Below are 25,433 nucleotides of genomic sequence, written 5' to 3' on the forward strand. Positions count from 1 at the left end.
TCCGCCGGGTCCTGCGGGAGCGGCCCCCGGAGGCGGGCCGGTGCACCATCCGCATCCCGTCCCCGCGGCACCGGGAGCGGGCGGTGACCGGGCCGGTGGAGGACGACGGCACGGCGCGGGCCTGCCTCACCGCGGCCGCTGAAGCGGGGGACGCCGCACTGGGGCGGCTGCTGCGCGAGCGGCCCGCGGCCGAGGTGTGGGCGGCGCTGCGGGGCGGGACCCTGGACCGGCTCCTCCCGGCGTCCGCGGAGGACCGCCGTCGGGACCGGACGGAGCGGTGGCGGCAGCGGGCCGAGCGGGTCGAGGCGGACCGGCTGCTGGACCGGGCGGCCGAGGCCGGTGCGCGGCTGGTGGCCCCGGGAGACCCCGAGTGGCCCGGCCGGCTCGACCCGCTCGGCGACCGCCGCCCCTACGCGCTGTGGGTCCGCGGCCGCAAGGACCTGCGCAACTCCTGCCTGCGCTCGGTGGCGGTGGTCGGGTCGCGGGCGGCCACCTCCTACGGGCTGCACGTCGCCTCGGAGCTGGGCCACGCGCTGTCCGTGCGGGCCTGGACCGTGGTCTCCGGCGGCGCGTACGGGATCGACTCAGCGGCGCACCGCGGGGCGCTGGCCGGCGGGGCGCCCACCGTGGCCGTGCTGGCCTGCGGCCCGGACCGGTTCTACCCGAGGGGGAACGAGGCGCTCTTCGGCGAGATCGCCGAGCACGGTGTCCTGGTCACCGAGAACGCTCCGGGAGCCGCGCCCACCAGGTACGGGTTCCTGGTGCGCAACCGGCTGATCGCCGCGCTCACCCCGGGCACCGTCGTGGTGGAGGCCGGACTGCGCAGCGGCGCGCTGAACACCGCGCACCACGCCCAGGAGCTGCACCGCACGGTGATGGCCGTACCGGGACCGGTCACCTCGGCGCTCTCGGCCGGCTGCCACCGGCTGCTCCGGGACTGGCAGGCGGTCTGCGTCGGCGGCGCCGCGGAGGTCGCCGAGCAGCTCGGCTCCATCGGAGAGGAGCTGGCCGGTACCGGCGGCACCGTGATGGCCTGCGACGGGCTGGATGAAGAGGCCCGCCGCATCCTGGAGGCGGTCCCGGAGAGGCCCGGGGCCGGCCCGGCCGCCGTAGCGGCTCAGGCCGGCACCGGCCTGGACACCGCCCTGCGCCACCTGGGCCTGCTGGCGGCCGGGGGCTTCATCGAACGCTGCCCCTCCGGCTGGCGCCGCCGGAAGGGCAGTGAGCCCCCGTAGCGGCGCGGCCGTCACCGGAGTGCGGCCGCCGCCCCGGCCGTCCTCCGCACGGGGAGGCGCTTCCCGCCCGCCGCCGAACCGAAAGGGGCGGTACCGGGAGGGGCGGCAGCGCAGAGGGCGCGGTCGTCCCGGCGGCGAGCGACGGAGGAGCGGGGGCGCCTTCCTGGGCCCGCCCCCGGTGCCCCCACCGGGAGCGGGGCCGCCTTTCCCGGTCGCTGCCGGAGGGGAGGCGCCCTGCCTGCCGGCGGGCGGAAGGGGGCGGCATCAGGAAGCGGATGCGGAGGGCCGCCGTCCCGGCCAGGGGCGGAGGGGCGGTGGCGGCTTCCCGCACCGGCACCGCTCCGCCTCCCGCACCTCCTCTCCACCGGGGCCGGCACCCCGGAGGGGCGGCGGGCGGAGCGCGGCGGGGGCGTCCTCCGCCGCCGAACAGGCGGTGAAGCGCGGAAGGGGTGCGGGAAACGCCCCGGTTCGTCCGGGAGAGCGGGGCGGGGCGCGGCTAGGGTTGGCGCATGGCGAAGAACTACAGCGACGGCTTCGTCGCAGACGGTCCGCTGCTGTTCATCTCCGGCCAGGTTCCCGAGGCCCCGGACGGCAGTGTCGCCGAGGGGGACGCCGTGGCGCAGACCCGGCAGGTCTTCCGGAACATCGAGGCGGTGCTCGGCGCGCACGGAGCGGACATCCGCCACCTGGTCAAGGTCAACTACTACCTGCGGCACATCGCCGACCTGCAGTCGGTCCGGCAGGTGCTGCGCGAGTTCCTGGTGCACGAGCCCCGGCCGGCGGCGACCCTGGTGGAGGTGACCGGGCTGGCCGACTCCCGCTTCCTGGTGGAGGTGGACGGGGTGGCCTGCCTGCCCCGGGAGCCGGGAGGGGAGCGGTGACCGCGGAGGAGCACCGGGAGCTGCTGGACGACTTCGCCCGGCACCTGGACGCCGAGCGCGGCCGGTCCGCGCACACGGTCCGCGCCTACCTGGGCGACGCCCGGAGCCTGCTGGCCTACGCCGCCGACCGCGGCGCCGGACCGGAGGGCATCGACATCGCCCTGCTCCGCGGCTGGCTGTCCCGGATGGCCGAGGCCGGGGCGAGCCGCGCCACCGTCGCCCGGCGGATCGCGGCGGCGCGGGCGCTCACCGCCTACCTGCACCGGCTCGGGCGGCTCGGCGACGACCCCGGCCCGCTGCTCGCCACCCCCGCGCGGCACCGGCGGCTGCCCAAGGTGCTGGGGGAGGAGCAGGCCGCCGCCGCTCTGGAGCGCCCGGCGGAGGACGAGGGGACCCCGCGCGGCCTGCGCCGGACCGCGGTGGTCGAGGTGCTCTACGCGACCGGCATCCGGGTGGCCGAGCTGTGCGGTCTGGACCTGGACGACGTGGACCGGGAGCGCGGAACCCTGCGCGTCCTCGGCAAGGGCGGCAAGGAGCGGACGGTGCCGGTCGGCGCGCCCGCCCTGGCGGCCCTGGACGCCTGGCTGCGCGACGGCCGCCCGGCGTTCGCCACCGGAGCCGGCGGCCGGGCGCTCTTCCTCGGCGCGCGCGGCGGGCGGCTGGGCACCCGGGGCGCCCGGCAGGACGTGCGCGACCGGATGGGGCCGGGCGAGGACGGCACCGGGTCCTCCCCGCACGCCCTGCGGCACAGCGCCGCCACCCACCTGCTCAACGGCGGAGCCGACCTGCGCAGCGTCCAGGAGTACCTGGGCCACTCCTCGCTGGACAGCACGCAGATCTACACCCATGTCTCCATCGACCGCCTCAAGGAGGTCTACCGGCAGGCGCATCCCCGTGCCTGACCCCGTGCCGCCGGGGGCGCAGGGCGGACGGCGCCTCCGGCGGGCGCCGAGCGCGCCGAAGGGGCGCCGCCCCTGCTCTCCTCTCGCCGGGGCCGGCGGGGCGCCGGAGCCCGCTCCGCCCTCCCGGTGGCGCCCTCCGGCGCCTCGGTGCAGGGCGCGGAGGAGGGGCCGTCGGCCCTGCGGCGGGGAGGAACCCGCGGGAGGAGGCGGGGAGAGGCGTCGGCGGCCCCGGCCGACCGGAGCGCGGCCGACCGGGCCCGCCCGGGCGGAGGCGGTGGAGCGGCCGTCCCGGTGCGGGCCGGGGGCGGCCGGGGGCCGGCCGTCCAGCGGGAGCAGCCGGACCGCGCCCAGGCCGAGGAGGGCCAGCGGATCGAGGTAGTCGCGGCCCAGCCGCAGCCCCCAGTGCAGGCAGGGGCCGCCAGGGCAGTGCCGGGCCCCCGGTTCCAGGGTGCCCAGCGGGTCGCCCGCGGCGACCGGGTCCCCGCGCGCCACCGAGGGGCTCACCGGCAGGTAGGTGGTGCGCAGCGCGCCGTGCCGCACCGAGACCGCGCCGACGCCGGCGACGCGCCCGGCGAACGCCACCCGGCCGGCGCCCGCCGCGCGCACCTCCGCTCCGGCCGGGGCGGCCAGGTCCACCCCGCGGTGGCCGGGCAGCCATGGCTCGGGAGGCGGGGCGAACGGGCGGACCACGCGCGGCCGGCCGTCCAGCGGCCACTGCCAGCGGTGCGCGTCGGCGGAGGCCGGGTGGGGACGGCAGCAGGCGAGCAGCAGGACCGCGGCGAGGAGCGGCAGCGCCGCGGCGGGCACCGGGCGCAGCAGGCGGCGGAGGCGGAGCGGTCGGCGGGGAACGGAGCGGGAGGGGGCGGAGAGGCGGATGGGGCGCATGTCCCCAGGGTGGCCGGGACCCGCCCGCCCTTCCAGGGGAATTCCGCGGGCTGTGGACGGGCGGTTCCGCCACCGCGACACGCGGGTTCCGGGGCGCATGTGCTTGACATCTCGCGGAGTCGGCGGTTACGGGGCGCGCCGCCATCCGATGCCGGTTAGAATCGTGGGCGGCTCACTGTGAGCCGACCAATTCGCACGCCCACGCGCCTTCCGCGAGGGAGGGGTCGTATCCACGGTCCGCACCGCCATCCGGCGGCGCGGCGGTCCGGCCGGGGCGTCAGGAGACAACCGAGGCGGGCCGCGCCCGCCGCGCCAGGGAGGAAGTGTCATGGCCACTGTCGTGACCATCCGTCAGCTGCTCGAGAGCGGCGTCCACTTCGGGCACCAGACCCGTCGCTGGAACCCGAAGATGAAGCGCTTCATCTTCACCGAGCGCAACGGCATCTACATCATCGACCTGCAGAAGTCGCTGGCCTACATCGACCGCGCCTACGAGTTCGTCAAGGAGACGGTCGCCCACGGCGGCACCATCCTCTTCGTCGGCACGAAGAAGCAGGCCCAGGAGGCCATCGACGAGCAGGCCCGCCGGGTCGGCATGCCCTACGTCAACCAGCGCTGGCTGGGCGGCATGCTCACCAACTTCTCCACCGTGCACAAGCGGCTCCAGCGCCTCAAGGAGCTGGAGGAGATCGACTTCGACGACGTCGCCGCCTCCGGCCTCACCAAGAAGGAGCTCCTCGGGCTGCGCCGCGAGAAGGAGAAGCTGGAGCGCACCCTCGGCGGTATCCGCGACATGGCCCGCGTGCCCAGCGCGGTCTGGATCGTGGACACCAAGAAGGAGCACATCGCGATCAGCGAGGCCCGGAAGCTGAACATCCCGGTCGTCGCGATCCTCGACACCAACTGCGACCCGGACGAGGTCGACTACCCGATCCCGGGCAACGACGACGCCATCCGCAGCGTCAGCCTGCTGACCCGCGTGGTCGCCGACGCGGTGGCCGACGGCCTCCTGGTCCGCTCCGGCGCCTCCGCCGGCGAGAAGAAGTCCGCCGAGGAGCCGCTGGCCGAGTGGGAGCGCGAGCTCCTGGAGGGCAAGGCCGAGGAGAAGCCCGCCGAGGCCGCTCCGGCCGCCGAGGCCCCGGCAGCTGAGGCCCCGGCCGCCGAGGCCGCCCCGGCGGAGGAGGCCGCTCCGGCCGCCGACGCCGAGGCCCCGGCCGCCGAGGGCCAGGAGCAGGCCTAGGCCCGCAGCCCTCCCGCCCCCGGGCGGGAGGGCCCCTTTCTCCCCGCGTCCACGTCGACCCACGTCAAGGGAAACAGAGAACAGCTATGGCGAACTTCAGCGCCGCCGACATCAAGAAGCTGCGCGACATGACCGGCGCCGGCATGATGGACAGCAAGAAGGCCCTGCAGGAGAACGACGGCGACTTCGACAAGGCCGTCGAGTTCCTCCGGATCAAGGGCGCCAAGTCCGTCACCAAGCGCGCCGACCGCACCGCCGGCAACGGCCTCGTCGTGCTCAAGCAGGACGACGACAGCAGCGCGGTCCTGGTCGAGCTCAACTGCGAGACCGACTTCGTCGCCAAGAACGACAGCTTCATCAAGCTCGCCGACGAGATCGCCGCCTTCGTCGCGGCCGGCGACCACGCCGACGTGGCCTCCCTGCTCTCCGCCGACTTCGGCGAGGGCAAGTCCGTCCAGCAGGTCATCGAGGAGCGCAGCGCCGTCATCGGCGAGAAGCTGGAGCTCCGCCGGTTCGCCAAGGTGCAGGGCGGCTACGTCGCCAGCTACATGCACAAGTCCGACCCGGACCTGCCGCCGACCATGGGCGTCCTGGTCGAGCTGGACAAGGCCGACGTCGAGGTCGGCAAGGACCTCGCCCAGCAGATCGCCGCGCTCGCGCCGAAGTACGTGAGCAAGGACGAGGTCCCCGCGGACATCGTCGCCAAGGAGCGCGAGATCGCCGAGGCCACCGCCCGCGAGGAGGGCAAGCCGGAGCAGGCCCTGCCGAAGATCGTCGAGGGCCGGGTCAACGGGTTCTTCAAGGAGGCGACGCTGCTCGGGCAGCCGTTCGTCAAGGAGAACAAGAAGACCGTGCAGAAGGTCGTGGACGAGGCCGGGGTGACCGTGAAGCGCTTCGTCCGCTTCAAGGTCGGCCAGTAGTCCTGACGACTTTGACATGATGGAGGTGCCGGGGAGCGCTGATCCCCGGCACCTTCGGTGGATCAAGGCGGGGACACGGTCAACCGGTGCCCCCGCGCCGTACCACTCGGGGGAACCAGAAGGAGGCCGAGCGCCGTGCCGGAGAACGAGGGCCAGAGCGCCGCGGACATGCCGGAGATGCACGATGCCGGATGGCGCCGTGTCGTACTGAAGCTCTCCGGCGAGGCGTTCGCCGGCGGAGAGCAGCTCGGTATCGACGCGGGCGTCGTCCAGTACGTGGCCGAGGCCATCGCGCAGGCGGTCAAGGAGGGCATCCAGGTCGCGGTCGTGGTCGGCGGCGGCAACATGATGCGCGGCGCGGAGCTGTCCGCCAGCGGCGTCGAGCGGGGCCGCGCCGACTACATGGGCATGCTCGGCACCGTCATCAACTGCCTCGCGCTGCAGGACTTCCTGGAGCGCCAGGGCATCGAGACGCGGGTGCAGACCGCCATCCACATGAGCCAGGTCGCGGAGGCCTACATCCCCCGCCGCGCCGTCCGGCACCTGGAGAAGGGCCGGGTCGTCATCTTCGGCGCCGGACTCGGGGCGCCGTTCTTCTCCACCGACACCACGGCGGCCCAGCGCGCCCTGGAGATCGGTGCGCAGGCGGTCCTCAAGGGGACCCAGGTCGACGGGGTGTACGACTCCGACCCGCGGCGCAACAGCGACGCGGCCAAGTTCGACCGGCTCAACTACAACGAGGTCCTCACCCGCGGCCTGAAGGTCATGGACGCCACCGCGGTGAGCCTGTGCATGGACAACGGGCTGCCGATCGTGGTGTTCGACCTGATGGGCGAGGGCAACATCGTCCGCGCCGTGCGGGGCGAGAAGATCGGCACCATCGTCTGCCCGCCGGACGCCTGAGCAGCCCCGGACCGCCTGCGCGGTGCACCGGCCGCGCGGCCCCAGCCGTACAGCCCGACCCCACGGACCACAGCGACACACGGGAGCCGAAATGATCGAAGAGACCCTCCTCGAAGCCGAGGAGAAGATGGAGAAGGCCGTCGGGGTCGCGAAGGAGGACTTCGCAGCGGTCCGCACCGGCCGCCCGGGGCCCGCGGCCTTCAACAAGATCACGGCCGAGTACTACGGGGCCAGGACGCCGATCAACCAGCTGGCCTCCTTCTCCGTCCCGGAGCCGCGCATGGTGGTCGTCTCCCCCTTCGACAAGAGCTCGATGAGCGCCATCGAGCGCGCCATCCGGGAGAGCGACCTCGGGGTCAACCCGGCCAACGACGGCAACATCATCCGGGTGGTCTTCCCCGAGCTGTCCGAGGAGCGCCGCAAGGAGTACGTGAAGGTGGTGCGGACCAAGGCCGAGGACGGCAAGGTCTCCATCCGCAACGTGCGCCGCCGGGCCAAGGAGCTGATCGACAAGGCCGTCAAGGACGGCGAGATCGGCGAGGACGAGGGGCACCGCGGCCAGGCCGAGCTCGACGAGACCACGCACAAGTACAGCGCGGAGATCGACGAGATGCTGAAGGCCAAGGAAGCCGAGCTGCTCGAAGTCTAGGAAGAAGCAAGACCCGGTGGCCAACTCTGACTCGGGTTCCGAGCCGGACCACAGAGCCGAGGCAGGCGGTGAGAGCGCCGAGCCGGCCGCGGAGAGCGGTGCGGCCGGCGCCGACCAGCGTTTCAAACTGCACAAACCGAACGGAGAGCCGGTCCGCACCGGGCGCAACCTCCCGGTGGCGATCGCCAGCGGCGTCGCCCTCGGCGCGCTGGTCCTGCTCTCCCTCTACCCCTTCCCCCAAGCGTTCGCCCTGATCACGGCGGCGGCGACGGTCATCGGACTGCGCGAGCTGAACCGCGCCGTCGGCGGCCAGGGCGCCCGTCTGGCGCTGCCGCCGCTGGCGGTCGGCGGTGTGGCGATGCAGTTCTGCGCCCACTTCGGCGGCCCCGAGTGGCTGGTCGGGGCCACGGCGCTGACCGCGATCGCGGCGCTGGGCTGGCGGCTGCGCGGCGGTGCGGAGGGCTACGTCCGCGATGCCGCGGCGAACCTCTTCACCCTCTGCTACCTGCCGTTCCTGCTCGGCACCTGGCAGCTGCTGGCGGCCGACCCGGACGACGGCCGGGCCAGGCTCATCGCGTTCATCGTGGTGACGATCAGCAGCGACATCGGCGGCTACTTCGCCGGGATCCTGCTCGGGCGGCACAAGATGGCTCCGGTGATCAGCCCGAACAAGACCTGGGAGGGCTTCGCCGGATCGGTGCTGGCCTGCATGATCGCCGGCGCGCTGACGGTGTCCCTGATGCTGGGCGGGCCGGTCTGGGTGGGCCTGGTGCTGGGCGTCGCGGTGGTCTGCGCCGCGATCCTCGGCGACCTGATCGAATCGCTGATCAAGCGCGACCTCGGGATGAAGGACATGGGCCGGTTCATGCCCGGCCACGGCGGCCTGCTGGACCGGGTCGACTCGCTGCTCATCGCGGGACCGGTGGCCTGGGTGGTCCTGGCCCTGCTGCTCTGAGCGGCTCCGCACGGTGAGTGCGCGGGGCGGCGGCCGACCGATCGGCCGCCGCCCCGCGCGCGTTCCGGTGCCGGGTCAGCCGGACCGGGCGCGCAGGCCGGCCACGCACCGGTCGACCAGCACCTCGAAGCTGCGGTCCACGTCCCGGGGGAGCCCGAACCCGCCGCGGGCCTCCAGGTCGACGAAGCCGTGCAGGGCGCTGCGCAGTGCCCGGACCTCGTCCACCGCCTCCTCCTCGGGGACGCCGAACCCGCGCAGCACCGCGGCCAGCACGTCCACCGGGACGCGGTAGGCCTCGGCGGCCTCCGCGTCCTCAGGGGCGGGGGCGAGGTTCAGCGAAGCGTACCGGCCGGGGTGTGCGCGAGCGTAGTCCCGGTAGGCGGCGGCGACCGAGCGGAGCGCCTCCTCTCCGGAGCGGCCCAGGCAGGCGCGGGTGACCACGGCGCCGAACTCGCGGGCGCTGAGCAGGCCGACCGCCCGCCGCAGCCCGCTCAACCCGGCCACGTGCTTGTACAGGCTGGGCACCGCGACGCCGGCGGCCTTGGCGACCGAGGAGAGCGAGAGCCGGTCGAACCCCTCCTCGTCGGCGAGGCGGGCCGCGGTCTCGGCCACCACCGCGGGGGTGAGTCCGGCCCTAGGCATCGGCGCCGCCGGCCGGGGCGACGGCGGCGGCGAACTCCAGCACCGCCGGGGCCACCAGGTCGGGGCGCTGCGCCGCCGGATAGTGGCCGCACTCGGGCACGATGAGCCTCCGGGCGCCGAGCCGGCCGGCGATCCAGTCCGCCTCGGCGGCGGGGTCCGGCCAGTCGGGGTCGTCGGCGCCCATCACCACCAGGGCGGGCGCGGCCACCTCGTCCAGCCGTGCCGGGACCGGCCGGAAGGAGTTGGCGATGGTGGCGGTGACGGCCCGGTAGCGGTCCGCGGGGCCGAGCCCGGCGCGGATCGCCGCGATGTGCTCGGCGTGCCCCTCGGTGGTGCGCCCCTTGAACAGGCCGCGCAGGTAGGCGGTGCCCAGCGCGGGCCCCCAGGGCCGCAGCAGCATCGCGCGGAGCAGCAGCGCGAGGGGGCCGCGGAGCCCGTCGCCGCGGAGGAAGGCGCCGAGCAGCACGGTGCCGGAGACCAGCTCCGGGCGGGTGGCGGCGACCCAGGCGGCGGCGGTGGCGCCCAGCGAGTTGCCGACCGCGATCGCGGGTCCGCCCAGCTCCTCGATGAGCGCCGCGGTGTCGGCGGCGGTGGCGAGGGTGCCGTAGTCGGTGAAGGAGGCGTCGCTGTCGCCGTGCCCGCGCAGGTCCATCACGGCCACCCGGTACCCGGCCCCGGCCAGCGCCGGGGCGAGGTGCCGGTAGGTGGCCCGGACGTCGGCCATCCCCGGCACGCACACCACCAGCGGGCCGCCGGCCGGGCCGTGCAGGTCGTAGGCGATCCGTCCGCCGGGCCGATCGAGGCGGTGCATGGGTCCTCCGCAGCGTTTGCATATCTCTTTTAACCACAAAGCTAATGCTCTTAGCTTTGTGTGTCAAGAGGCCGAGGCCTCCCGCGCCCTTCGCCCGGCCCGGAGGGCGAGGGGCGCGGGCCGCCGGCGGGGCGGCCCGCACCGGTGGGCGGCCGGCGTTTCGGGGAGGGGGCCGGGGGCCTCTGCGCCCTTCGCCCTCTTCCCCGCCGGTGGTCTCGGAGGCCGCCGGGTGTGCGGGCGGCCGGCCGGTCCGGCCCGTCAGGCGGGTCGTTGCGCCGGAGGGCCGATCCGGTCCCCCGCCCGCACGCGCGCCGTGGGGAGGCGGGGCGCGGCCGGGCGGCCGGGGCGCCCGGCCGCGGGCCCGAAGGGCTTTCCATCGGCGGGGAGGGGAGGGCGGGAGAAGTGCGTCGGCGGCCCCGGAGGAGCAGCGCGGGGCCGCGCTCGTCCTCCGGGGCCGAGTGGAGGGCCGCCCCGGCCGGCGGCCTCAGAGACGGTCGGGTGTCCGGCCGGTCGCCCGGTGGGCCGCCTCGGGCTTCTCCGTCCGCCCGCAGCGCGGTCGGCCCGCGCCGAAGGCGCACACCGCCCGCCGCGGCCCCCGCGAAGCCTCCCCGCAGCGGCCGCGGCGGCGCCGGGCCTCGGACCGCCGCCTTCCCCCGGCCCGCCTTCGCCGGCGGCCTCAGGGGCGGAAGTCCGCGAGGTGGTCGGCGACCCACTGCCGGTAGGTGCGCGGCGCCTCTCCGGTCAGCTCCTGCACCGTGTGCAGCTCCTCGGTGTGGCCCGGCGCGGCGAACTCCGCATGCGCCTCCAGGATGCCGTCGGCGTACTCGGCCGGCAGGCCGGAGGCGATCAGCTCGGCCCGCGCCTCGTCCAGGGGCATCGGCTCGGCGCCGATCGGACGGCCCACGGTCTCGCCGACGATCGCGATGCGCTCCGCCTCGCTCAGTATCTCCGGGCCGGTGACCGTGTACTTCTTCCCGTCGTGCCGCTTTCCGCCGTCGGGAGCGGTGAGCACGTGCACGGCGGCCGCCGCCAGGTCGCCCTCGTGCACCACCGAGCGCACGGCGCCGGGGAACGGAGTGGCGATGGAGGTCGCGCCCTGCCGTACCCGCTCGGCCCAGCCCAGGTCGTTGGAGGCGAAGCCGCCGCCGCGCACCGCCGTCCAGCGCAGGCCCGACCGGGCCAGCAGCAGCTCGATCTGCCCGTGGAAGTCGTTGATCGCGTCGCCCTGCTCCAGGGCGGCGTCGTCCACTCCGGCGGAGGAGAGGTAGACCACCTGCTCGGTGTGGTGTGCGGCGGCCTCGATCACGGCCGGCGCGGTCTCCGCGCCGAACAGCGGCCAGACCAGGAAGACCGCGTCGGCGCCGTTGAAGGCGCCCTCCAGGGAGGCCGGGTCGGAGAGGTCCCCGACCACCTCCTCCACCCCTTCGGGGAAGGCGGCCTTGCCGGGCGTGCGGACCAGGGCCCGGACGCTCTCGCCGGCCGCGTGCAGCTGCCGGACCGCCTGCCCGCCGACATTGCCGGTCGCACCCGTCACCAGGATCATCGCAAGGTCCTCCTCGTCGTCGCGGAGCGCGGGGGCGCCCCTCCTCGGCTTCGCGGACAAGCCAACAACCTCAACCAAAGTTGAAGTCAAGCCGCCGGGGCGGGCCCCTCCGCCCGGCGCAGGGTGCGCAGGCCGCGGTCGGTCAGCGCGGCCCCCGTCGCGGCCAGCATCAGCGCCGCCGCGCCGACCAGGGCGGGGCCGGCGCCGACCGCCTCGGCCACCGGCCCGACCGCGACCTGCCCCAGCGGCATGGCCAGGAAGGACCCGAGCGCGTCGTAGGAGTAGACCCGGGCCAGCCGGTCCTGCGGGACGTTCTGCTGGAGCGAGACCTCCCAGGCCACGGTGAACTGCTCCACGGCCACCCCGGCCAGGAACATCGCCGCGAACAGCAGCGGCAGCGCCGGGGAGAGGCCCAGTGCCAGGAGCGGGACCGCCTCCAGCGCGGTCAGCGCGACGCCGTAGAAGAGCGCGCGCCGCGGCTGCCAGCGCGCCGCGAGCAGCCCGCCCAGCAGCAGGCCGAGGCTGTGCACGGTGAGCAGCAGGCCCCAGGCGGTGCGCCCGAAGGACGCGTCGGCGATCGCCGGGCCGAGCACCGAGACCGTGGCGCTCATCGCGGCGTTGACCACCATGAACTGGGCGACGACCAGCCACACCCAGCGGCGCCGGGTGAACTCGGCCCACCCCTCGGCCAGCTCCCGCAGCGGGTTGGCGGGCAGGTCCGAGGAGCGCGCCGGGGAGGCCGTGCGGACGGCCATGAAGCAGACCCCGGCCAGCGCGAACGCGGCCCCGTCGGCGGCGATGGCGCCGCTCGCCCCGACCACCGCGACCAGCAGGGTGCCGAACGACATCCCGACGATCCGGCCGCCCTCCATGCCGATCCGCGCCAGCGCGTTGGCCTGGCGCAGCAGCCCGGCCGGGACGGTCTGCGGGACCAGCGCGGCGGCGGCCGGCAGGTTGGCCGCCGCGGCCGCGCCGTTCACCGCGGCCAGCACGAGCATCAGCGGCAGCGACGCCGCGCCGAGCATCAGCGAGGCGGCGAGCAGGCCCTGGGATCCGGCGGCCACCGCGCAGGCGCCGCAGAGCAGCAGGCCGCGCGGCATCCGGTCGGCCAGCACCCCGCCGGCCAGCAGGAGCAGCACGTTGGCCAGGCTCCGGGCGCCGACCACCAGGCCGAGCTGGGCGACCGAGCCGGTCGCGTCGAGCACCGCGAAGGCCAGCGCGACGGTGGCCAGGCCGTTGCCGAAGTAGAGCAGGGTCCGCCCCGCGGCCAGCGCCCGGAACGGGCGGTGCCGCAGCGGGGCGGTCAGCGCGGGTGCGGCGCCCCCGGCGCGGCCGGTCCCGGTCACGCCTCCTCCCCGGGGCCGGTGCCCGGTGCGCCGCCGGGCGGTTCGGCCGGGGCGCCGTCCGCCATGCCGAAGAGCAGCATGGTGGCGCTGACCCGGACGGTGCCGGGGGAGCGCGGCGCCCGGGCCGCCCGGTGCAGTGCGGCGCTCAGCTCCCCGATCCGGTCGACGATCCCGTCCCACTCGCCGGCGTCCACCCACACCTCGGCGTCGGTGAAGTGCCGGCGCAGGCCGGGGTCGTGCAGGGCGGCGCGGCGGCGCGGCTCGTCGCCCAGTGCGGCCTGCAGGGCCGCGGGGTCCTCCAGCGGGCTCGGGGCGAGCCGGCCGCTCTCCGGGTCGTGCCGGTAGCGGCGGGCCAGGCCGCCGCGGACCGGCACCTCTTCGGCGAGTTCCACCAGTCCGGCCTTGTGCAGCCGCCGCAGGTGGTAGCTGACGTTGGCCTGGGACTCGCCGAGTTCGCGGGCGGCCTCGGCGGCGCTCATCGCCGCCCCGGTGAGCAGGGAGAGCAGCCGGAGCCGCAGCGGATGGGCGAGCACGCGCAGGCCGCGCACGGACTCGCCGGGCGGGCGCTCGGGGCGGCGCGGGGGCCCGTCTGAGTCGTTCATGGCGGCGATCCTGGCGGACCCGGCGCCGACCGTCAAAGAATTATTTGGTGGTCGGAGGGGGCTCCGCGAGGGCCGCCCCGGAGCGGCCGCGCCCGGTACCCGCCGCGGCCGCTGCGGGGAGGTCTCGCGGGGGTGGGCCTCCGGTGCGGGCCGGCCGGGTGCGGGCCGGAGGAGTCCCTCGGGGGGCGTCCCGGAAGACTCTCCGGAGGGCCTTCCGGCGCTGCGCGCCCGCCGCCGGCGGCCGCGTCGGCCCCGCGCGGCGGACGTCCTGAGCGGGCCGGTACGGGCGGGGCGCTCATGGCCGGGACCCTTCGGCCAGGCGCGCCGGCCCTCCCGGTGCGGGCGGGGCGCGCGGGCGCCCGGGGAAGGGAGGCCGCCGCGGCGGGCGCGCGGCACCTGCGCGGCGGTGGCCGGCACGGGACGCGGGGCGCTGCGGGGCCGGTCAGCCCAGGATCCAGCTGCGGCCTTCGGCGGCGAGCTTGTCGATGAGCGTGGCCGCGTCGTGCTCCTTGGCGAACAGGTGCTCGGGGCGGGTGATCGGGACCAGCCACAGCCAGCGCACCGGATCGCCGTGGAAGGCCAGGCCCGAGGTGTCCGGCGGCCGGTGGCCCCCGCCCGCCAGCGCCTCGGGGTCGGAGACCAGCAGCATCGCCGAGCTGTCCCCGCGCACCAGCCGGTCCTCCGGGTTGTCCAGCCACTTCACGCTGTGCCCCGGGCCGAACCAGGTGACCGCCCGCCACGGGAAGGCGCCGATCCACCGGAAGACCCGGGCCGCCGCGTGCGCCGGCAGCGTCGTCGCCAGCGCCAGCTCGATCCGGGCGTAGTCGGAGGTGTCGGCCATGTAGCGGTCCAGGGTCGGCATCCGCTGCCCGCACATGCCCACCGTGCTCAGCACCGTGTAGGCGCGGTCCGCGGTGGGCGGGCGCTCGGTGACCCGGATCAGCGGGGCGTGGCCGTCGGAGACGTCCCAGTAGTGCCCCGGCGGGCCGACGGCGCCGGTCAGGTGGTTGAAGACGGCCCGCTGCACGGTGCGCCAGGCGTTCGGCGCCTCCCGCCAGGACCAGTACGCCTCGGCGTGCACCACCCGCGGCCACAGCTGCGCCCGGACCGGCTCCAGCGCCCAGGCGTAGGGGCTGCGCCCGATCGCCTCGCGGGCGTAGCCCGGCAGCCCGCTGTCGGCCTCGGCCCAGCCGGGGATGATCGCCAGCAGCTCCTCGCCCTCCAGCAGCGCGACCCCGTCGCCCTCCTCGAACCAGACGGCGCGCAGCGCCGCCGCGTCGAACGGCGCCCTGCCCTGCGGGTGGCGGGTGTAGGCGGCCGGCATCAGCGGGGCCCGGCCCCGGTACAGCCCGGCCGGGTCGTTGGTCTCCGGCGCGGGCTCGTGGTTGGCCAGCCACACCGGCACCCGGATCCGGCCCCGGGCGTCCATCAGGTAGGCGGCGGTGGTGCGGGAGTCGCACTCGACGAGGACACGGCGGCTCCGGTAGGGGCTGAACTCGTCCAGCAGCACGCGCGTTCCGGCCACCCTGGCTCCCTTCTCTGCTCTCCGGGCGCCTTCCGGCGACCGCGGCCCGGTGCTCCTCCGGGCCGGGCCGCCCGGCCGCCTGCGGTTCCCTCCGGGAGCGGGGTCCGCCGCTCCGCGGGCCGAGGGGGCCCTGCGGCCCGGCGGTGCGGGCCGGCGCCGAGCGGGGAGGGGACCGGGGCGGGGCGTGCGGCCGCGGGCCTTCGGCGTGCCGCATCCTCCAGGGGGCGCATAGTATGACCGTAGTGCCCGTCCGGCTGCACCGCACTAGCGCGAGCAAGAGCGTTATCGGTCCTCAAGGTTCTCGTCCGCAGCCGGCCACGCCGGCCGCAGTCCCACCCGTCGTCCTAGTGGATGTTCATGCCTGCCGAGCTCACCTTCGCCGCTCCCCGCCGCGCCAAGCCGCCGCGGCACCTCGCCGACCTCAGCCCTGAGGAGCGGCGGGCCGTCGTCACCGAACTCGGTGAGAAGCCGTTCCGGGCCAAGCAGATCGCCCAGCACTACTTCGGCCACCTGGAGTCCGACACCTCCGCGATGACGGACCTGCCCGAGGCCTCCCGGGAGCGCCTGGGCGAGGCGCTGCTGCCGAACCTGCTCACCCCGGTCCGGCACATCACCTGCGATGGCGGGATGACCCGGAAGACCCTGTGGCGGGCCTTCGACGGGGTGCTGTTCGAGTCGGTGCTGATGCGCTACCCCGACCGGGCCACGCTCTGCGTCTCCTCGCAGGCCGGCTGCGGGATGAACTGCCCGTTCTGCGCCACCGGCCAGAACGGGCTGACCCGGAACCTCTCCACCGGCGAGATCGTCGACCAGGTGGTCTCGGTCGCCCGCGACCTGGCCCGCGGCGAGGTCGCCGGCGGCCCCGGGCGGATCGGCAACATCGTCTTCATGGGCATGGGCGAGCCGCTGGCCAACTACAAGCGGGTGCTGGAATCGGTCCGCCGGATGACCGACCCGGTCCCGGGCGGGCTGGGCATCTCCCAGCGCGGCGTCACCGTGTCCACCGTCGGCCTGGTGCCCGCGATCGACAAGCTGATCGCCGAGCGGATGCAGGTCCGGCTGGCCATCTCGCTGCACGCCCCCGACGACGAGCTCCGCGACGAGCTGGTCCCGGTCAACAACCGGTGGAAGATCGAGGAGGTGCTCGACGCGGCCTGGCGCTACGCCGACACCACCGGCCGCCGGGTCTCCATCGAGTACGCGCTCATCCGGGACATCAACGACCAGGCCTGGCGCGCCGACCTGCTCGGCCGGCTGCTCAAGGGGAACCTGGTGCACGTCAACCTGATCCCGCTCAACCCCACCCCCGGGTCGAAGTGGACCGCCTCCCGGCCCGAGGACGAGCGGGAGTTCGTCCGCCGCCTGGAGTCGCACGGCGTCCCGGTCACCGTGCGCGACACCCGGGGCCAGGAGATCGACGGCGCCTGCGGCCAGCTCGCCGCCGCCGAGAACTGATCCCCGGTCGGGGCGGATGGAGGAGACGCTCCTCGCGTTAGCGGTGGGCGCCGCGGCCGGCCTCGTCCCGCTCATCAACATCGAGGTCTACCTGCTGGGGGCGGCGGTCTTCGGCGACGACGCGCTGCGGATCGCCGTCGCGCTGGCCGCCGCGGCCGGGCAGACGCTGGGCAAGATCGCGTTCTACTACGCCGGTATGGGCGTGCTGAACGTCCGGTGGCTGAAGCGGAAGGCCGAGCGGCCGCCCGGCAGGTGGGCCGAGCGGGCCGGGCGGTGGCGCCGCCGGGCCGAGGAGCAGCCCTGGTGGGGGGCGGGCCTGCTGGCGCTCTCCTCACTGGTGAGCATCCCGCCGCTGATGGCGGTCTGCGTGCTGGCCGGGGCGGTGCGGATGCGGCTGAGCGTGTTCGCGTCGGTGACCATGGCCACCCGGTCCGCCCGGTTCCTGGTGCTGGTCTACGCGCCCGGGGCCGTCGCCGCGGTCTCCGGCGCCCCGTGGCCCGGCGGGTGATCCGGGCCGCCGCCCCGGGGCTGCGTCAGCGCGTCCCCCAGGCGTAGGCCTGCTTGCGGAGCTTGAGGTAGAGGAAGCTCTCGGTGGAGCGGACGCCCTGCACGGCGCGGATCGAGCCGAGGATCTGCAGCAGCCGCTCGTCGTTCTCCGCGACCACCTCGACCAGCACGTCGAAGGAGCCGGCGGTGACCACCACGTACTCGCAGCCGTCCAGATCGGCGATGGTGTCGGCGACCGCGGTCAGGTCGCCGTCGCAGCGCACCCCGATCATCGCCTGCCGGCTGAAGCCCAGCATCATCGGGTCGGTGACCCCGACGACCTGCACCACCCCGGTCTCCAGCAGCCGCTGCACCCGCTGCCGAACGGCGGCCTCGGAGAGCCCGACGGCCTTGCCGATCGCGGCGTAGGACCGCCGGCCGTCCTCCTGGAGCTGCTCGATGATGCGCTTGGCGGTCTCATCGAGCACCGGCGCGGCGTGGTTCCGCCGGGGCGCCGGGGACTTGCCCTCCTGCTCGGTCACATGCTCCTCCGCTGGGAGAGAGGGCCGGTGCCCGGGGCGGCGGGCACGGAATCGGCCGTTCGGGGTGGGTCGGACGACGGAAACAAAACTACTGCACGGTACGGGCGGCCGTCCCGGGAACCGCTCGCTCACCCGTCCACCGGCCCGAGGCGGTCCCGCACCGCGTCCAGGGAGAGCAGCGCCACGTGCAGCGACACGCAGGTCTCCACCGAGCCGAGGTCGGCGCCGAGCACCCGGGAGATGCGGCGCAGCCGCTCGTAGAACGCGGGCCGGGACAGGTGCGCGGTGGAGGCGGCCAGCGCCTTGTTCCGGCCGGCCTCCAGGTAGCAGCGGAGCATCTCGGTCAGGTCGCTGCCGTGCCGGGCGTCGTAGGCGAGCAGCGCGCCCAGCTCCCGCTCCACGTAGGTCTGCAGCCGCTCGTCGTCCCGGAACAGGTGCAGCAGGCCGCGCAGGTGCAGGTCGGGCAGGCGGTACAGCAGCCGACCGGGCTGGCGCAGCGCCACGTCGCCCACCTGCCGGGCCTCCAGGAACGAGCGGCGGACCTCGCGGATGTCGTCGGTGGGCGAGCCGACGGCCAGCACCGGGCCGGTGCCGGTGAGCTCGCGGATCCGCTCGGCGAGCCGCTGCAGCTGGGGTTCGGGGTCGCGCCCGCGGGGCAGCGCGAGCAGCACGCCGACCCGGACGTCGTCCAGCGACCCGACCAGCGCCGGCAGCCGGACCTCGCGGCAGGCGCGGGCGACCGCCTCGGCCCCGTCTGCCAGCCGGGCCTCCGCGCTGAGCCCGGTGCCGCCGTCCGGCAGCCGCAGCACCAGCCCGCTCAGCGACCGGCCGTCCAGCGGCACCCCCACGGCGCGGGCGCGCACCAGCGCCTCCTGCGGGTCGGAGTAGGAGCGGTCCACGATGCCCGCGATGATGGTGCGGTGCGTCTGGCGCTCCAGGCTCTCCTGGTGCCGCTCCAGCAGCCGGCCCAGGGCCAGTGTGGTGGCGGCGCGCTCCAGCAGCATCGAGTGCCGGGGCGAAGGGGCGGCGCCGCAGATCAGGATCAGCCGCCCCCAGTCCTGCCCGCGGGCCCCGACCACGGTCGCCAGCCAGCCCATCGGGGCGTCGTGCACGGTGCGGGTCTCCGAGCGCAGGGTGCGCGAGCGCGACTCCCAGGTGGCCAGCACCGCCTCCGGGTCCTCCCCGCCGAGTTCGCAGAGGAGCACCTGGTGGCTGAGGTTCTCCAGCACCACCGGGCAGCCGGAGAGCCGCGCCACCTCGTGCAGCACCCGCTCGGGGCGGGCGCCCTCCACCGAGAGCCGGGTGAACACCTCGTGCAGCCGCTCGGACTCGCGGGACTCCTCCAGCTGCCGGTTGACCACCCGGACGTGCACCGCCTCGGTGATCTCCACGAAGCGGGTCTCCCGCTCCAGGGAGACCACCGGGATGCGGGCGTCGCGGGCGGCCTCCAGCAGGGCGCGCGGCAGCTCCGACTCGGCGCCGTACTTGCGGCCCAGCTCGACGGCGATGCCGCTGACCCCGACCGAGGCCAGGTCCTGCACGTAGCGGCGGAGCTCGTCGGCGGAGTCCGGCATGGCGATGCCGGTGGTCAGCACCAGCTCGCCGCCGCGCAGCAGGTGGGCCAGGTCGGTGACCTCGGCGATGTGGACCCAGCGGACGGTGACGTCGAGCAGGTCCTCGCCGACCACGACGCGGGGCCGCGCCCGCTGCACGACGGGGATGCGGAGGACTTCGGCGAGAGTGGGGAGCACACTCCGAGTCTACGGCGCGGCCTCCTGCTATGTGTCAAACGCGAGCGCTGACCGATTTACAGAGTGATGGCGGAAACCCGGGAAAACGCCTTACAGAGTGTCAGATCCGGGGCGGCGGAAACTGCACAGTGGCGCTGGCGGGCGGAGGGGCGGCGGAGTGAGACTGAGGTCATGTCGGAACTGCACGAGCGTCACCGCGCTGTCATGCCTTCGTGGCTGTCCCTCTACTACGACGACCCGATCGAGATCACCGGCGGCAAGGGGAACCGCGTCACCGACGCCGCCGGCGAGACCTACCTGGACTTCTTCGCCGGCATCCTGACCAACATGATCGGCTACGACGTGGCAGAGGTGCGCGAGGCCGTCGAGCGGCAGCTCGCCAAGGGCGTCGTGCACACCTCCACGCTGTACCTGCTGCGCGGGCAGGTCGAGCTGGCCGAGAAGATCGCCCGGCTCTCCGGCATCCCCGACGCCAAGGTCTTCTTCACCAACTCCGGCACCGAGGCCAACGAGACCGCCCTGCTGCTGGCCACCGCGGCGCGCCGCTCCGACGAGGTGCTGGCCATGCGGGGCAGCTACCACGGCCGCTCCTTCGGCGCCGTCGCCGTCACCGGCAACAAGGCCTGGAAGAACTCCTCGCTCTCCCCGCTCAACGTGCACTACCTGCACGGCACCGACCGGGAGCTGCCGGCCTTCCGCGGCATGGACGACGCGGCCTACACCGAGGCCTGCGTCGCCGACCTGCGGGAGGTGCTGGCCACCGCGGTCACCGACGACGCCGCCTGCCTGATCGCCGAGCCGGTCCAGGGCGTCGGCGGGTTCACCATGGCGCCCGACGGCCTGCTCGCCGCCTACAAGGAGGTGCTGGACGAGCACGGCATCCTGTTCATCTCCGACGAGGTGCAGACCGGCTGGGGGCGCACCGGCTCCTCGTTCTGGGGCATCGGCAACCACGGCGTGGTCCCGGACGCGCTGACCTTCGCCAAGGGCCTCGGCAACGGCTTCGCTGTCGGCGGCGTGGTCGCCCGCGGCGACCTGATGGACGGCCTCCCCGCCAACGGGCTCTCCACCTTCGGCGGCAACCCGGTCGCCACCGCGGCGGCCAACGCCACCCTGGACTACGTGCTCGACCACGACCTGCAGGCCAACGCGGCCCGGCTCGGCCCGGTCGTGCTCGACGGGCTGTCCCCGCTGGCCTCGCTGCCCACCGTGGGCGGGATCCGCGGCAAGGGCCTGATGTTCGCCGTCGACATGGTCGACCCGGGCACCGGGGCGCCGTCGCCGGAGCTGGCCGGCGCGGTCCTGGAGGAGACCCGCCGCCGGGGGCTGCTCATCGGAAAGGGCGGGCTGCGCGGCAACGTGCTGCGCATGGCGCCGCCGCTCACCCTCACCGAGGAGGAGGCCCGCGAAGGCCGGGACGTGCTGGCCGAGGCGGTCCGCGCGGTCGACGCCGCGGCGCGCTAGCCGGATCCGACGGGGCGGCGCCGCCCGCCGCCCCGCCCACCCTTCCCCCGCGGGCCCCGGTGCCGCCGGGCCCCGCGGGACCACCGAGCCGAGAGGTCCATCAGCATGTCCAAGCACGTCACCCACTGGATCGGCGGCAAGCCCGCCGCGGGCGCCGCGGAGCGCCGGGGGGACATCTACAACCCGGCCACCGGCGAGGCCACCGGCACCGTCGACTTCGCCTCCCCGGCCGACGTCGACGCCGCGGTGGCGGCGGCCCGGGCCGCCTTCCCCGGCTGGCGCGACACCTCGCTGACCAAGCGGGTCGCGGTGCTGTTCCGCTTCCGCGAGCTGCTCAAGCGGCACGCGCCGGAGCTGGCCGAGCTGATCAGCGCCGAGCACGGCAAGGTCCGCTCGGACGCGGCGGGCGAGGTCGCCCGCGGCCTGGAGGTGGTCGAGTTCGCCTGCGGGATCCCGCACCTGCTCAAGGGCGGCTACTCGGAGAACGTCTCCACCGGCGTCGACGCCTACTCCATCCTGCAGCCGCTGGGCGTCGTCGCGGGGATCTCCCCGTTCAACTTCCCGGCCATGGTGCCGATGTGGATGTTCCCCGTCGCGATCGCCTGCGGGAACACCTTCATCCTCAAGCCCAGCGAGAAGGACCCCTCGGCGTCGGTGCGCATCGCCGAGCTGTGGGCCGAGGCAGGGCTCCCCGAGGGCGTCTTCAACGTGCTGCACGGCGACAAGGCCGCCGTCGACGGCCTGCTGGAGCACGAGGACGTCAAGGCGGTCAGCTTCGTCGGATCGACCCCGATCGCGCACTACGTCTACGAGACGGCGGCCCGGCACGGCAAGCGGGTCCAGGCGCTGGGCGGGGCCAAGAACCACATGGTGGTGCTGCCCGACGCCGACCTGGACCTGGCCGCCGACGCCGCGGTGTCGGCCGGCTTCGGCTCGGCGGGGGAGCGGTGCATGGCGATCTCCGCGGTGGTCGCGGTGGAGGGCATCGCCGACGACCTGCTGGAGCGGATCCGGGCCCGGGTCGCCGAGCTCCGGGTGGGGCCCGGCGACGACGAGCGCAGCGAGATGGGGCCGCTGGTCACCCGGGCCCACCGGGACAAGGTCGCCGGCTACCTGGAGGCCGGGGTGCGCCAGGGGGCGACGCTGGCCATCGACGGCCGGGTGCACCCGGTGCTGGGCGGCGCCGCCGACGGGTTCTGGCTCGGTCCGTCGCTGCTGGACCGGGTGACCCCGGAGATGAGCTGCTACACCGACGAGATCTTCGGTCCGGTGCTCTCGCTGATCCGGGTCTCCGGGTACACCGAGGCGCTGGACCTGGTCAACGCCAACCCCTACGGCAACGGCACGGCGATCTTCACCAACGACGGCGGTGCGGCCCGGCGCTTCCAGAACGAGGTGGAGGTCGGGATGGTCGGCATCAACGTGCCGATCCCGGTGCCGATGGCCTACTACTCCTTCGGCGGCTGGAAGAAGTCGCTGTTCGGAGACTCGCACGCGCACGGCATGGAGGGGGTGCACTTCTACACCCGGACCAAGGCGGTCACCGCGCGCTGGCTCGACCCGTCGCACGGCGGGGTGGAGCTGGGCTTCCCGACCAACGGCTGAGCACGGGGAGCCCCGGGCCCCGGCGCGGTATTTCCGGGCGGGATCGGCCTACCGGGGGTCGGAGCGCGGCTACGGGCAGTATCGTGGGGAGCGATCCGCCGCGCGGCGGCCCCGGGGGCGCGGCGCCGCACCGGCGGGAGCCGACATAACCGGAAGACGCGCTCATTTCCCCTCCTCCCCACGGAAGCGGGCGCGTCGAGGGGGTGCCGCCGGGCCCGCTCTCCCCCTGGGCCCGGGGCACCCCCTCTTCATTCCCCGCCGTGCTCGCTCCGCCGCCGGCCCGCCGCGGCGGGCGGCGGGCAGACCCTCAGCGGACGGCGAACTCGGGCGCCTCGCCGCGCGCGCCGTAGGCGGCGGCGAGGCCGCCGCACTCCGCGCACCCGAAGACGCAGCCGCCGTCGGGAAGCACGCCCAGCGGGTGGCGCGGGCGCGGCCAGCGCGCGTGGCAGATTGCGCAGGCATCCCCCATGCACTGCGCGTCGCTCAACAGCTCGGGACTGAAAGTGTGGATATCGGTCGTTTCGTCGTCGGTGCCCGCGTACGGCAATATGCTCAGACCGCTCAACGTCCCTGCTCCCCCCGTGGTTTAGGACAGTCTGGCGGACCTATAGAGATCGGCTCTTATTGAACCAGAAACGGTCTGCGACGGGAATGGCTCAGCCCGTTTCATGTGACTCTAAGCCCATGCATCTTAACTCTTGGTAGTCGTCCAGGGAATACCTCGGTCAAGTCTTGGAGGTCATGGGGTATTTTGTCCGGTTTGTTGGTGACGCTTGGCTGAGCTAGCGGGGCACGACCGTGAACCGGCGCACCCGGAGTACCGGGTTCCGCTCCCGGACCTCGGCGATGCGGGCCAGGTCGATACGGCCGACCGCTACCCCGGTCTGCTCACCCAGGGCCACCACGCGTGTGCCCGCCGGGTCCACGAGCATGCTGTTGCCCGAGCCCGTCGGCGCGTTCTGCCCGGCGGCGGCCACATAGACCGTGTTCTCGATGGCCCGGGCGCGCAGCAGCGTCGTCCAGTGGTCCTCCTTGAGCGGGCCGGGAACCCACTCCGCCGCCAGCAGCAGCACGTGCGCGCCGGCGTCGACGATCCGCCGGGTCACCTCGGGGAACCGGAGGTCGTAGCAGGTCTGCAGGCCGAAGAGGACGCCGTCCACCTCGAAGGTCTCCGGGTCGGCGATCGGGCCGGGCGCGACGACGGCGGATTCGGTCACCCCGAACGCGTCGTAGAGGTGCAGTTTCCGGTAGCGGGCCTCCAGGGCGCCGTCCGGACCGAAAGCCGCCAGCGTGTTGGAGAACCGCTCGGGCGCCTCGGGCAGGAACTCGTTCACCCCGGCCACCACGTGCACGCCGTACTCCCGGGCGAGCGCCGCCAGCCCGGAGGCGAACGGGCCGTCCAGCGGCTCGGCGGCCGCGACGAACCGCTCGTCGGTGCGGGGCGCGGTGAACATCGCGTACTCCGGGAGCAGCACCACTCGGGCGCCCTTCCCCGCCGCCTCGGCCACCAGGCCGCGCACCGCCGCCAGGTTCTCGTCCTTGTCCTCGCCGGGCGCGAACTGCCCGACCGCGACCGCCACCATGGCCCGCCTCCCACCGCCGTGAACACACCGTGCGCACCCATGCTGCCGCACGCCCGGTCCGCGGCGGCCGCGAGGGGACGCGAACGGGCCCGCACCCCAGCGGAGTGCGGGCCCGTCCGGTCCGAACGGCGCAGAGGGCGGCCGGGCCGGCGGCTACAGCCGGGCGAAGGCCTCCTCCAGGATGGACAGCCCCTCGTCGATCAGGTCGTCCCCGATGACCAGCGGCGGCAGCATCCGGATCACGTTGCCGTAGGTGCCGGCGGACAGCAGGATCAGCCCCTGGGAGTGGCAGTACTTCACGACCTCGGCCAGCGCCTCGGTGTTCGGCGCCTTGCCGCCGCCGCCCTCGACCAGCTCGATCGCGACCATCGCGCCGCGGCCGCGCACGTCGCCGATGATGTCGTGCTTGCCGGCCAGGTCGCGCAGCCGGCCCAGCATCCGCTCGCCGATCGCGGCGGCCCGCTCGGCGAGCCCGTCGGCCTCGATGGCCTCGATGGTGGCGAGCGCGGCGGCGCAGGCGGCCGGGTTGCCGCCGTAGGTGCCGCCCAGGCCGCCGCCGTGCACCGCGTCCATCAGCTCGGCGCGGCCGGTGACCGCGGCCAGCGGCAGGCCGCCGGCGATGCCCTTGGCGGTGGTGATGAGGTCGGGCACCACGCCCTCGTGGTCGCAGGCGAACATCCGGCCGGTGCGCGCGAAGCCGGTCTGCACCTCGTCGGCGATGAACACGATGCCGTTGGCGCGGCAGAACTCGGCGATCGCGGGCAGGAAGCCCTCGCCCGGGACGATGAAGCCGCCCTCGCCCTGGATCGGCTCGATCACCACGGCCGCCACGTTGTGCGCGCCGATCTGCTTGGTGATCTGCTCGATGGCCTGCGCGGCCGCCTCGGGCCCGCAGTTCTCCGGGCCGGTCGCCCACCGGTAGGGGTAGGCCATCGGCATCCGGTGCACCTCGCCGGCGAACGGCCCGAAGCCCTCCTTGTAGGGCATGTTCTTGGCGGTGAGCGCCATGGTGAGGTTGGTGCGGCCGTGGTAGGCGTGGTCGAAGGCGACGACCGCCTGGCGGCCGGTGGCGCTGCGCGCGATCTTGACCGCGTTCTCCACCGCCTCCGCGCCGGAGTTGAGCAGCACGGAGCGCTTCTCGTGGCCGCCCGGGGTGAGCCGGTTCAGCGCCTCGCAGACCTCCACGTAGGAGTCGTACGGGTTGACCATGAAGCAGGTGTGGGTGAACCGGGAGAGCTGCTCGGAGGCGCGCTCGACCACCCGCGGGTCGGCGTTGCCGACGTTGGTCACCGCGATGCCGGAGCCGAAGTCGATCAGCGCGTTGCCGTCGACGTCCTCGACGATGCCGCCGCCCGCCCGCTGCACGTAGATCGGCATGGTGCTGCCGACGCCCTTCGCGACCGCGCTGAGCCGGCGCTCCTGGAGCGCGCGGGACCGGGGGCCGGGGATCTCGGTGACGATCCGCCGCGCCTGGGCGACCTCGCTGGTGGCCATGGGTGCTCTCCTCC

Annotated in this window: 23 protein-coding genes and 1 pseudogene; 12 read left to right on the forward strand and 12 right to left on the reverse strand. The window is 74.8% G+C overall.

The genetic code is table 11. The features are described 5' to 3' along the window. Positions 1 to 83 precede the first annotated feature (83 nt). The 3 genes from dprA to J0910_RS08890 all read left to right on the forward strand — a co-directional run bounded on the left by dprA (position 84) and on the right by J0910_RS08890 (position 3,018). Positions 84 to 1,235 (forward strand): DNA-processing protein DprA, encoded by a 1,152-nt coding sequence (gene dprA / locus J0910_RS08880; protein ID WP_420158043.1) that lies wholly within the window; start codon positions 84 to 86, stop codon positions 1,233 to 1,235. Between the two features lie 509 nt (positions 1,236 to 1,744). Then, on the forward strand, positions 1,745 to 2,116 hold the full coding sequence (locus tag J0910_RS08885; RefSeq protein WP_420158044.1) for a RidA family protein: 372 nt from the start codon (positions 1,745 to 1,747) through the stop codon (positions 2,114 to 2,116). Continuing rightward, positions 2,113 to 3,018, forward strand: coding sequence for a tyrosine recombinase XerC (locus tag J0910_RS08890; protein ID WP_420158045.1), 906 nt, complete (start codon positions 2,113 to 2,115; stop codon positions 3,016 to 3,018). Before J0910_RS08885 ends, J0910_RS08890 begins: the two co-directional genes overlap by 4 nt. Before the next feature lie 378 nt (positions 3,019 to 3,396). On the opposite strand, the pseudogene J0910_RS08895 reads toward J0910_RS08890, so the two are convergent. Then, a pseudogene (locus J0910_RS08895) lies at positions 3,397 to 4,002 on the reverse strand (murein hydrolase activator EnvC family protein); the annotation flags it as partial. Positions 4,003 to 4,231: 229 nt separating this feature from the next. Between J0910_RS08895 and rpsB the strand changes: the two are divergent. The 5 genes from rpsB (at position 4,232) to J0910_RS08920 (ending at position 8,570) form a co-directional block, all read left to right on the forward strand. Next, complete coding sequence (gene rpsB / locus J0910_RS08900; RefSeq protein ID WP_420158046.1) at positions 4,232 to 5,143, forward strand: 30S ribosomal protein S2; 912 nt, start codon at positions 4,232 to 4,234, stop codon at positions 5,141 to 5,143. An 86-nt stretch (positions 5,144 to 5,229) separates the two neighbouring features. Then, on the forward strand, positions 5,230 to 6,063 hold the full coding sequence (tsf, locus tag J0910_RS08905) for a translation elongation factor Ts (protein WP_420158047.1): 834 nt from the start codon (positions 5,230 to 5,232) through the stop codon (positions 6,061 to 6,063). A gap of 135 nt (positions 6,064 to 6,198) precedes the next feature. Then, complete coding sequence (gene pyrH, locus J0910_RS08910) at positions 6,199 to 6,966, forward strand: UMP kinase (protein ID WP_017592579.1); 768 nt, start codon at positions 6,199 to 6,201, stop codon at positions 6,964 to 6,966. A gap of 91 nt (positions 6,967 to 7,057) precedes the next feature. Next, positions 7,058 to 7,615: a ribosome recycling factor gene (gene frr / locus J0910_RS08915; protein WP_420158048.1), complete on the forward strand. Its 558-nt coding sequence runs from the start codon at positions 7,058 to 7,060 to the stop codon at positions 7,613 to 7,615. 16 nt (positions 7,616 to 7,631) lie between these two features. Beyond that, positions 7,632 to 8,570 (forward strand): phosphatidate cytidylyltransferase, encoded by a 939-nt coding sequence (locus tag J0910_RS08920; protein ID WP_420158049.1) that lies wholly within the window; start codon positions 7,632 to 7,634, stop codon positions 8,568 to 8,570. A 75-nt stretch (positions 8,571 to 8,645) separates the two neighbouring features. Here the strand turns inward: J0910_RS08920 and J0910_RS08925 are convergent, their stop codons facing one another. The 6 genes from J0910_RS08925 to J0910_RS08950 all read right to left on the reverse strand — a co-directional run bounded on the left by J0910_RS08925 (position 8,646) and on the right by J0910_RS08950 (position 15,039). After that, entirely contained in the window at positions 8,646 to 9,212 is a 567-nt protein-coding gene (locus J0910_RS08925) for a TetR/AcrR family transcriptional regulator (protein ID WP_420158050.1), read from the reverse strand. Further along, positions 9,205 to 10,023, reverse strand: coding sequence for an alpha/beta fold hydrolase (locus J0910_RS08930; protein ID WP_420158051.1), 819 nt, complete (start codon positions 10,021 to 10,023; stop codon positions 9,205 to 9,207). Before J0910_RS08930 ends, J0910_RS08925 begins: the two co-directional genes overlap by 8 nt. 676 nt (positions 10,024 to 10,699) lie before the next feature. Beyond that, entirely contained in the window at positions 10,700 to 11,626 is a 927-nt protein-coding gene (locus J0910_RS08935; protein WP_420158052.1) for an NAD(P)H-binding protein, read from the reverse strand. Positions 11,627 to 11,652: 26 nt separating this feature from the next. Further along, positions 11,653 to 12,912, reverse strand: coding sequence for an MFS transporter (locus J0910_RS08940; protein WP_420158053.1), 1,260 nt, complete (start codon positions 12,910 to 12,912; stop codon positions 11,653 to 11,655). After that, complete coding sequence (locus tag J0910_RS08945) at positions 12,909 to 13,514, reverse strand: helix-turn-helix domain-containing protein (RefSeq protein ID WP_420158054.1); 606 nt, start codon at positions 13,512 to 13,514, stop codon at positions 12,909 to 12,911. Before J0910_RS08945 ends, J0910_RS08940 begins: the two co-directional genes overlap by 4 nt. Positions 13,515 to 13,956: 442 nt before the next feature. Continuing rightward, positions 13,957 to 15,039, reverse strand: coding sequence for a suppressor of fused domain protein (locus tag J0910_RS08950; protein WP_420158055.1), 1,083 nt, complete (start codon positions 15,037 to 15,039; stop codon positions 13,957 to 13,959). Between the two features lie 357 nt (positions 15,040 to 15,396). Here J0910_RS08950 and rlmN point away from each other — a divergent pair, with 357 nt between their 5' ends. Next, positions 15,397 to 16,494, forward strand: coding sequence for a dual-specificity RNA methyltransferase RlmN (rlmN, locus tag J0910_RS08955; protein ID WP_420158056.1), 1,098 nt, complete (start codon positions 15,397 to 15,399; stop codon positions 16,492 to 16,494). A gap of 16 nt (positions 16,495 to 16,510) precedes the next feature. After that, the gene (locus tag J0910_RS08960; protein ID WP_420158057.1) at positions 16,511 to 17,002 is read left to right on the forward strand and encodes a hypothetical protein; all 492 of its coding nucleotides are present in this window, start codon (positions 16,511 to 16,513) and stop codon (positions 17,000 to 17,002) included. Positions 17,003 to 17,027: 25 nt separating this feature from the next. Here the strand turns inward: J0910_RS08960 and J0910_RS08965 are convergent, their stop codons facing one another. After that, on the reverse strand, positions 17,028 to 17,522 hold the full coding sequence (locus J0910_RS08965; protein WP_420158058.1) for an Lrp/AsnC family transcriptional regulator: 495 nt from the start codon (positions 17,520 to 17,522) through the stop codon (positions 17,028 to 17,030). A gap of 128 nt (positions 17,523 to 17,650) precedes the next feature. After that, positions 17,651 to 19,273: a PucR family transcriptional regulator gene (locus J0910_RS08970; RefSeq protein ID WP_420158059.1), complete on the reverse strand. Its 1,623-nt coding sequence runs from the start codon at positions 19,271 to 19,273 to the stop codon at positions 17,651 to 17,653. 171 nt (positions 19,274 to 19,444) lie between these two features. Here J0910_RS08970 and J0910_RS08975 point away from each other — a divergent pair, with 171 nt between their 5' ends. After that, positions 19,445 to 20,737 carry an aspartate aminotransferase family protein gene (locus J0910_RS08975; protein ID WP_420158060.1) on the forward strand — a complete coding sequence of 431 codons (1,293 nt, stop codon included), beginning with the start codon at positions 19,445 to 19,447 and terminating at the stop codon, positions 20,735 to 20,737. A 105-nt stretch (positions 20,738 to 20,842) separates the two neighbouring features. Next, positions 20,843 to 22,342 (forward strand): CoA-acylating methylmalonate-semialdehyde dehydrogenase, encoded by a 1,500-nt coding sequence (locus J0910_RS08980; RefSeq protein ID WP_420158061.1) that lies wholly within the window; start codon positions 20,843 to 20,845, stop codon positions 22,340 to 22,342. A 307-nt stretch (positions 22,343 to 22,649) separates the two neighbouring features. Here J0910_RS08980 and J0910_RS08985 read toward each other — a convergent pair whose 3' ends face one another. The 3 genes from J0910_RS08985 to gabT all read right to left on the reverse strand — a co-directional run bounded on the left by J0910_RS08985 (position 22,650) and on the right by gabT (position 25,419). Further along, the gene (locus J0910_RS08985; RefSeq protein ID WP_420161925.1) at positions 22,650 to 22,898 is read right to left on the reverse strand and encodes a hypothetical protein; all 249 of its coding nucleotides are present in this window, start codon (positions 22,896 to 22,898) and stop codon (positions 22,650 to 22,652) included. A 226-nt stretch (positions 22,899 to 23,124) separates the two neighbouring features. Next, a complete protein-coding gene (locus tag J0910_RS08990; RefSeq protein WP_420158062.1) occupies positions 23,125 to 23,925 on the reverse strand; it encodes a carbon-nitrogen hydrolase family protein in 801 nt (266 codons plus the stop codon). A gap of 153 nt (positions 23,926 to 24,078) precedes the next feature. After that, on the reverse strand, positions 24,079 to 25,419 hold the full coding sequence (gene gabT, locus J0910_RS08995) for a 4-aminobutyrate--2-oxoglutarate transaminase (RefSeq protein WP_420158063.1): 1,341 nt from the start codon (positions 25,417 to 25,419) through the stop codon (positions 24,079 to 24,081). Positions 25,420 to 25,433: the final 14 nt, after the last annotated feature.

The organism is Nocardiopsis oceanisediminis, from assembly GCF_048595525.1.
In the GTDB taxonomy this organism is placed as follows: Bacteria; Actinomycetota; Actinomycetes; order Streptosporangiales; family Streptosporangiaceae; genus Nocardiopsis_A; species Nocardiopsis_A oceanisediminis.

What these genes read in the sequence shown, in the direction of transcription:
- J0910_RS08975 (WP_420158060.1), top strand. Translation starts at nt 19,445, where the DNA reads ATGTCGGAACTGCACGAGCGTCACCGCGCTGTCATGCCTTCGTGGCTG.
- J0910_RS08885 (WP_420158044.1), top strand. Translation starts at nt 1,745, where the DNA reads ATGGCGAAGAACTACAGCGACGGCTTCGTCGCAGACGGTCCGCTGCTG.
- rlmN (WP_420158056.1), top strand. Translation starts at nt 15,397, where the DNA reads ATGCCTGCCGAGCTCACCTTCGCCGCTCCCCGCCGCGCCAAGCCGCCG.
- J0910_RS08930 (WP_420158051.1), bottom strand. Translation starts at nt 10,023, where the DNA reads ATGCACCGCCTCGATCGGCCCGGCGGACGGATCGCCTACGACCTGCAC.
- rpsB (WP_420158046.1), top strand. Translation starts at nt 4,232, where the DNA reads ATGGCCACTGTCGTGACCATCCGTCAGCTGCTCGAGAGCGGCGTCCAC.
- J0910_RS08980 (WP_420158061.1), top strand. Translation starts at nt 20,843, where the DNA reads ATGTCCAAGCACGTCACCCACTGGATCGGCGGCAAGCCCGCCGCGGGC.
- gabT (WP_420158063.1), bottom strand. Translation starts at nt 25,419, where the DNA reads ATGGCCACCAGCGAGGTCGCCCAGGCGCGGCGGATCGTCACCGAGATC.
- J0910_RS08945 (WP_420158054.1), bottom strand. Translation starts at nt 13,514, where the DNA reads ATGAACGACTCAGACGGGCCCCCGCGCCGCCCCGAGCGCCCGCCCGGC.
- tsf (WP_420158047.1), top strand. Translation starts at nt 5,230, where the DNA reads ATGGCGAACTTCAGCGCCGCCGACATCAAGAAGCTGCGCGACATGACC.
- J0910_RS08960 (WP_420158057.1), top strand. Translation starts at nt 16,511, where the DNA reads ATGGAGGAGACGCTCCTCGCGTTAGCGGTGGGCGCCGCGGCCGGCCTC.
- J0910_RS08990 (WP_420158062.1), bottom strand. Translation starts at nt 23,925, where the DNA reads ATGGTGGCGGTCGCGGTCGGGCAGTTCGCGCCCGGCGAGGACAAGGAC.
- frr (WP_420158048.1), top strand. Translation starts at nt 7,058, where the DNA reads ATGATCGAAGAGACCCTCCTCGAAGCCGAGGAGAAGATGGAGAAGGCC.
- J0910_RS08925 (WP_420158050.1), bottom strand. Translation starts at nt 9,212, where the DNA reads ATGCCTAGGGCCGGACTCACCCCCGCGGTGGTGGCCGAGACCGCGGCC.